General features: G+C 63.7%; 3 protein-coding genes and 1 pseudogene. All 4 read right to left on the bottom strand.

What is annotated here, in order from left to right; genetic code table 11:
* A pseudogene (locus tag VGD20_RS21450) lies at positions 1-418 on the bottom strand (xanthine dehydrogenase molybdopterin binding subunit); the annotation flags it as partial.
* Complete coding sequence (gene xdhA, locus VGD20_RS21445) at positions 411-1823, bottom strand: xanthine dehydrogenase small subunit (protein WP_331136398.1); 1413 nt, start codon at positions 1821-1823, stop codon at positions 411-413. The gene xdhA and the pseudogene VGD20_RS21450, both read right to left, overlap by 8 nt.
* Positions 1820-3004, bottom strand: coding sequence for a urate hydroxylase PuuD (locus tag VGD20_RS21440; protein WP_331136397.1), 1185 nt, complete (start codon positions 3002-3004; stop codon positions 1820-1822). Before VGD20_RS21440 ends, xdhA begins: the two co-directional genes overlap by 4 nt.
* A 4-nt stretch (positions 3005-3008) precedes the next feature.
* Positions 3009-3212: hydroxyisourate hydrolase (locus VGD20_RS21435; protein WP_331136396.1), on the bottom strand; the 204-nt coding region annotated here is incomplete at its 5' end.

Genomic DNA, 3212 nt, shown 5'->3' with positions numbered 1-3212 from the left:
CGGCGATGGTCAGTTCGACAGGCAGTCTTTCATAGCCGATGACGCCAAGCTTGGCGGCGCGCCGGGCGGCCTCGCGGGTCTCCGCGGCGACAAGGAAGATAGGCTGCCCCACATAATGGACCTCTTCTGTCGCGAGCAACTGATCGTCATGGAAAATCGGTCCGACATTATTCTCGCCCGGGATGTCCGCTGCGGTCAGAACGGCAACGACGCTCGGCACCGCGCGCGCCGCGGCAAGATCGATGTCCGCGATCCGCGCATGCGCCGCGCGAGACAGACCGAAGGCAAGGTGCAGCAATCCGGGCACCTGCGGCAGATCGTCGATATAGCGTGCCGCGCCTGTGACATGGCCGCGCGCGCTGTCATGCGGCTGGTCCCGATGGACGACACCCCGCGCTCCGATCCCCGCATCAGCCATAGGCCAGCCCCTTCTCCAGCACCGACACCGGTTCGCCGGGACGGCTCGACCGCAACCACATCCGGCGCAACAGATTGGCAGCGACCGTCATGCGATAGGCCGAGCTGCCCCGCGCATCTGTCAGCGGCGCATAATCCTGCACGAGCGCCGCGGCGGCCGCCTCGACGGTTGCCGCGCTCCACCTTTTCCCGACAAGCGCCGCTTCGCAGGCCAATGCCCGCTTCGGCGTGCCGGCCATGCCTCCGAAGGCGATCCGCGCGGCAATGACCTGCTCCTCGGCAATCCTGAGCGCGAAAGCCCCGCATACAGCCGAAATATCGCTGTCGAACCGCTTCGACAGCTTGATCACGTCGAACATCGTGTCTGCTGCCGGGCGCGGCACAAAAATGCTCTCCACGAACTCGCCGGCGGCGCGGTCCTGGCGCCCATATTCGATGAAGAACTGCTCGAGCGCGATCGTCCGGCGGTCCTTTCCGCTGCGGAGCGTCAGCTGTGCGTCGAGGACGATCAGCGCCGGCGGCGTATCCCCGATCGGCGAGCCGTTAGCGATATTGCCGCCGATCGTGCCAGCGTTGCGCACCTGTGTGCCCGCGATACGGCGCACCAGCTCGCCAAGCGCGGGGTGTATGTCCGTCAACGCATCCCAAGCCTCCGAATAACGTACGCCGGCTCCGATCCTAAGTCCGCCCGCGGAGGATGAAATCTCGCGCAGTTCAGCAATGTCACCGATGAAAATGACAGTGCCGAGGTCGCGCTGCTGCTTGGTAACCCACAGGCCGACATCGGTCGCGCCCGCCACGATCCTTGCGTCGGGATATTGCAGGAGCAGCGCGGCCAAAGCATCGGCGGTCCGGGGCGCGAACCATCCCTTCCCTGCTTCGGCGGGCGCGATGCCGGCAAGGGCCTTCAGGTCGGCGCTGTCGTCACCGGGCTGGACTGCCACGGCTTCACCCGCTGCGACAATCGGGCCATAGCCTGTGCAGCGGCACAAATTTCCCGACAGGATGTCGGCCACGCTGCGATCCGCCGTTCCCAGCGCGCCGATCGCACGACCGTGCAGGCTCATCACAAAGCCCGGCGTGCAAAAACCGCATTGCGAACCGTGCCGCTCGATCATCTCGGACTGGATCGGCGCGAGCACTCCTCCGCCGGCGAGACTCTCGACCGTCTTCAGAACCTTGCCGTCAAGCATCGGCGCAAACAGGATGCAGGCGTTCACAGCGCGCCAGGCGAGTCCGGTTTCCGCCCGTTCGCCGAGCAGCACCGTGCAAGCACCGCAATCGCCCTCGGCGCACCCTTCCTTGGTGCCGGTTCTTCCTAGACGATAGCGGATGAGATCGAGCGCTGTTTCGGTCGCCTCTACCTCGACTTCCATCAGCTCGCCATCCAGAAGGAAACGGATCATTTCGGCATGCCTCCATCGATCCATGCGCCGAGTCGCACGCGTTCCTCGGATGTCATGCCCGTGGCGTTGCCAAGCGGCATGGACTCGGAATCGACCGCTGTCCGTTTGATCCGCTCGGCATAGGCGCGCGCATCGTCATAATCATCGAGGACGATACCGAGTGGCGGCGAGGAGAAGGCCGGATTGGCAGGTCGGGCACTGTGGCAGGAGGCGCAACGCGTCGTCAGAATCGGCTGGATATCAGCGCCGGTTACGTTTGCTCCGGCCACGCTCGTGCCGGCGCGCGCTTCCTTCTCGATCGAGACATATGCGACCGTCACATAAGCGAGCACGACCGCCGTCACGATTGCCAGACGAAGGTTCGCCGCACGGTGTCTCAGGTTGAAGATATGGCGGACGGCGACCCCGGTCAGGCCGACCAGTGCCAGGACCAGCCAGGGCCGCTCGGCGCCGTAGGTCATCGGATAATGATGGCTGATCATGATGAACAGCACGGGAAGGGTCATATAATTATTGTGAAGCGAGCGCCTCTTCCCCGCCGCTCCGAGAGCCGGATCGGGCTGGCGCCCGGCGACCAGATCGGCAACCACCTTCCTCTGGTTCGGAATGATGATGAAAAAGACGTTCGCCGCCATGACAGTGCCCATCATCGCGCCGACGTGAATATAGGCGGCGCGGGCATTGAGAAGATGGTCGAGCAGGATCGCGGCCGCCAGCAAGAACAGGAACCACAGGACGCCAACGATCCGGTTGTGCCGCCCAAGCGGTGATCGGCAAAGAAGATCGTAGAAGATCCATCCGCTCGCGAGCGACGCCAATCCCGTTCCGATCGCCTGGGCCGGCGTCAGCGCGGCCTTGGCCGGATCAATCAGAAAGCTCTGCGCGCCGAAATAATAGATGACGACGAGCAGCGAAAAACCGCTGATCCAGGTGAAATAAGCCTCCCATTTGAACCAGTGCAACTCCGCCGGCATCTGCGGCGGGGCGACCTGATATTTCTGATTGTGATAGAAGCCGCCGCCATGGACCGACCAGAGTTCGCCCGACGCACCGCCCTGTGCCGGCGGCTTGAGATGATTGTCGAGCCACACGAAATAGAAGGAAGAGCCGATCCACGCGATACCGGCGGTCAGGTGGAGCCACCGGATCGCAAGATTGAGCCATTCGCCAAGTTCGAGCATCGCGTCAGCTCCCCCGGTAAGTCGAGTAGCCGTAGGGCGAGACGAGAAGCGGGACATGGTAATGACCGCCGTCGCCGGAAATGCCGAAATCGATGGTCACGATGTCGAGGAAAGGAGGCTCCGCAAGCACCACCCCTATCCCCCGGAAATAGGCGGCCACCGAAAATGCGAGCGTGTAACGCCCCGGCGCAAGCGATCCCAGTGCGAG

The organism is Sphingopyxis sp. (assembly GCF_036402335.1).
In the GTDB taxonomy this organism is placed as follows: domain Bacteria; phylum Pseudomonadota; class Alphaproteobacteria; order Sphingomonadales; family Sphingomonadaceae; genus Sphingopyxis.
This window is presented reverse-complemented; position numbering and strand designations above follow the sequence as displayed.

Bases quoted from the DNA above. Each gene is read 5' to 3' on its own strand.
- xdhA (WP_331136398.1), bottom strand. From the start codon at position 1,823: ATGATCCGTTTCCTTCTGGATGGCGAGCTGATGGAAGTCGAGGTAGAG.
- VGD20_RS21440 (WP_331136397.1), bottom strand. From the start codon at position 3,004: ATGCTCGAACTTGGCGAATGGCTCAATCTTGCGATCCGGTGGCTCCAC.